Annotated in this window: 5 protein-coding genes; 2 read left to right on the top strand and 3 right to left on the bottom strand. The window is 41.5% G+C overall.

What is annotated here, in order from left to right; translation table 11 throughout:
* On the top strand, positions 1-239 hold a 239-nt coding region (locus A1019T_RS09965), incomplete at its 5' end, for a transposase (RefSeq protein ID WP_077449957.1).
* Here the strand turns inward: A1019T_RS09965 and A1019T_RS09960 are convergent.
* A complete protein-coding gene (locus A1019T_RS09960; protein WP_244156624.1) occupies positions 217-1278 on the bottom strand; it encodes an amidohydrolase in 1062 nt (353 codons plus the stop codon). The two genes, A1019T_RS09965 and A1019T_RS09960, sit on opposite strands and share 23 nt — an antisense overlap.
* Before the next feature lie 116 nt (positions 1279-1394).
* Positions 1395-2168, bottom strand: a complete 774-nt coding sequence (locus A1019T_RS09955; protein ID WP_077451514.1) for a glucose 1-dehydrogenase — start codon at positions 2166-2168, stop codon at positions 1395-1397.
* A 460-nt stretch (positions 2169-2628) separates the two neighbouring features.
* Between A1019T_RS09955 and A1019T_RS09950 the strand changes: the two genes are divergently transcribed.
* Positions 2629-3021: a hypothetical protein gene (locus tag A1019T_RS09950; protein ID WP_143514107.1), complete on the top strand. Its 393-nt coding sequence runs from the start codon at positions 2629-2631 to the stop codon at positions 3019-3021.
* On the opposite strand, the gene A1019T_RS09945 is transcribed toward A1019T_RS09950, so the two are convergent.
* On the bottom strand, positions 2995-3113 hold a 119-nt coding region (locus tag A1019T_RS09945), incomplete at its 5' end, for a zinc ribbon domain-containing protein (RefSeq protein WP_143514067.1). The two genes, A1019T_RS09950 and A1019T_RS09945, sit on opposite strands and share 27 nt — an antisense overlap.

The following is a 3113-nucleotide window of genomic DNA, read 5'->3' as shown; positions in this document are numbered from 1 at the left end:
AAATCAGAGATAAAGCGATAGAACATGGCATGAAAGCGGTTATTCCTAGAAGAAAAAATACGAAACAACCTAACCCAGAGTTTGACAGTTACCTTTATAAATTACGCCATCTAGTTGAAAATATGTTCGCTCGATTAAAGCATTTTCGCAGTATAGCAACACGCTATGAAAAGCTAGCACGCAATTTTAAATCTATGCTTTACCTAGCCTGTACTATTATTCACTGTAAGTTAAATTGAGGACACGCCCTAGATAAGGCTGAGTAAAGTAGGCGGTCTTACCTTGGGGTGAGCCATCAGCGATAATCTTAGTGCCTTGGACTTTAAAACCGTTTTTATAGTCTTTAAATTTAAGCTCTGAGTCTTTTAGGTTGCTCTCTAGCTCACTAAAACCTGCCAGCGATACCAAGTCAATTTTCAATCTACCTTGGTCGGCTTGAGACTGGAAGAAGCGAATCGCCTCTCTATCCGTCATCCCATCTTGCGCGGTCGTAATGCCCTTCTCAGCATAAAAATCTTGAGTTTGGTCAAAGAACTCAGCCTGTTTACTGTTGAGCACTTGCAGCATATGACCAACGAAAGAATACATCGCCGTCTCTTGCACTAGCCCACTGGGTTCACTTGAATTTGGCAATCGACCAATCATGCCCCCTTCTGGATTTTTGGTCTCTGCAGAAACCTGCATTTTTTCAAGCGCAAGGGAATTAGCAACCCCCATATGACCACTGGCATGCTGAATATATACTGGATTGTTGGGAAGGGCCTTATCAAGCTCCATCTTGGTAGGGTGACGCTTATCAGTTAATTGGCTTTCATCATAGCCCCAACCATATACCCACTCTCCGTCAGCAATATTATTATCCTTTTTATAAGCCACTAAGGCCGCTAACATTTGTTCTATACTAGAAATATTGCCCACAGGAGGAGAGTTTAAATCCACTTGCCCCATGGTATTAGACACCATACCAAAATGGCTGTGTGGGTCTATAAATCCTGGCAGTAAGGTTTTGCCTTTTAGATCCACCTGCTCAATGTCAGTAAACTGATCTTTGGCTTTTTCCAAGTTACCCACATAAACAATTTTACCCCCTTGCTCAACCACCGCCTCAACCGTACTGGGCTGGTGGGTATTCATGGGAATAATATCACCGTTATAATACAAGTGAGCCCTGGTAACTTTAGTCGCCTTAGGCTCAACACTAACCGTATTTTCAACATTAGAGTTGCAACCTGCAAGTAGACCTAAACTCACAATAGTGGGGATAATTTTTTTTAACATAACTTTTTTATGGAAACCTTTTAGTTCAAACCGGTTTTATAAATCAATGGTTTATTGAGCACTAACTGCGCTTAGCCTGCTCTCATTAATCTGGCTCTTTATAAATCATCAGCGGACTATTCTAAGGTTTGAACACCGCCACCATTGACAAATAAAGTCTGGCCACTGACCCATTCAGAAATTGGCGCGGCAAAGTATAACATGGCTCCTGCAATATCATCAGCACTGCCCAAACGCTTAATGGGGGTATGCTGCAACATGGTCTCTTCAATCTCTGGCGTTAAGACGCTCTCCAACGCTGCTGTCTTAGTAGCCCCTGGGCCTACAGCGTTAATACGAACCTCAGGACCAAAGTCCTGCGCTAAATTAGCAACCATATGATTTACGGCCGCTTTTGAGCCTCCATAGCCGCTCATATTTGGGCTCTTATTAATACTCGACATGGAGGTGGTAAATACAATTGAGCCGTAGCCAGCTTTTTTCATATGAGGCACCACCAATTGACACAAGCGCCAACCACTAAAGACATTTAGCTCAAAATCACGCTTAATGTCATCAACGTCTATCTTAAATGGGTTCTCACGACCACCGCCTCCACCGCCAGCATTGTTAATTAAAATGTGAATGGCTTCAAACTGCTTGACCGTTTCTTCCGTTAACCTCACCAAGTGCTCATCTTTTAACACATTACATTCAATAGCCAGTGCCTTTACCCCTAGTGCTTCAATCTCTTTGGCAGTAGCTTGGGCGTCTTCTAATTTTAAGTCAGCAATAACAATATTGGCCCCATGCTTGGCTAGCATAATCGCAGTGGCCTTACCGATACCATTTGCCCCACCGGTAACAATGGCTGTCTTATCCGTTAAATTAAATAATTCACTCGCATGCATGGAGGGCTCCTAAGTCTTTTTGGATTGTTCTGGGGTTTCAAATCCTATCATTATGGCAAGATTATGCAGGCCACAAACATAGCAAATTTAGCCCTAGTCAAAGGTGATTATTTGTTTCTTTCCAGTAAGGAGCAAAGATTTTATTCTAGTGACTGTATGATTTATAATAACCCCTATTATTAAATATAATATAAAAATATATTTTATATAAAGTTAACAGCATACACTTCCGTTATTTATATCATCACTTACTATCAAAGCAACTAAGGAGATAGTTATCATTACCGAAGACAGCCTCATCGAATATATTGAGGCTTTTTTACTTACCCTCTCCCTCATCCCTTGTGTTCTGTACGCCATAAAAAGCCGCTTCAATATAGCCCGATCGTTTTGGATAGGCTCCATCTTGGTCTTCTTCTCTGCTCTTCGCCGAGAACTGAGTTTTTTATCAGACCTATTAGTGCCTGAAGACTTTTTATGGCTTGGTAAAAACTATGAATGGTGGGAGGACACAGTATTATTGATCATTACTTTAGCGGCTCTTGGTTTATTAATTTATGCGCGGCGCTATGTCTGGGCAGTGCTAAAAGAGGTTCCTAAAAAGCTATATATAATCGTAACCCTTTTAGTGATAGTGCAATATCTGGCTGAAAACGAAATAGGATTTAATACCTTCAGTGGCACCATAGTGGAAGAGCTTTGTGAGGCCGTCATTTATATTATCGCCTTTACTTATTTATGGCGCTTTAAACTTGACGATTTTAATACGAGGTTTATCAATACTAGATTTAACAATAATTGGCTTGTCATTGACCTCCTCCCCTCGCTAAACCGAGGGGATTCCTACAGCTAGACGGTCAAGCCCGACCGCAAGGATGTTCTTAGCAGCATTGATATCTCTATCATGCCATGTGCCACACTCAGCACAAGTCCATCCTCTTATTC

This window comes from Psychrobacter piechaudii (genome assembly GCF_900162825.1).
Classification (GTDB): domain Bacteria; phylum Pseudomonadota; class Gammaproteobacteria; order Pseudomonadales; family Moraxellaceae; genus Psychrobacter; species Psychrobacter piechaudii.
Note: the sequence above shows the minus strand (reverse complement) of the source record. Positions and strands in the feature narration are given on the sequence as shown.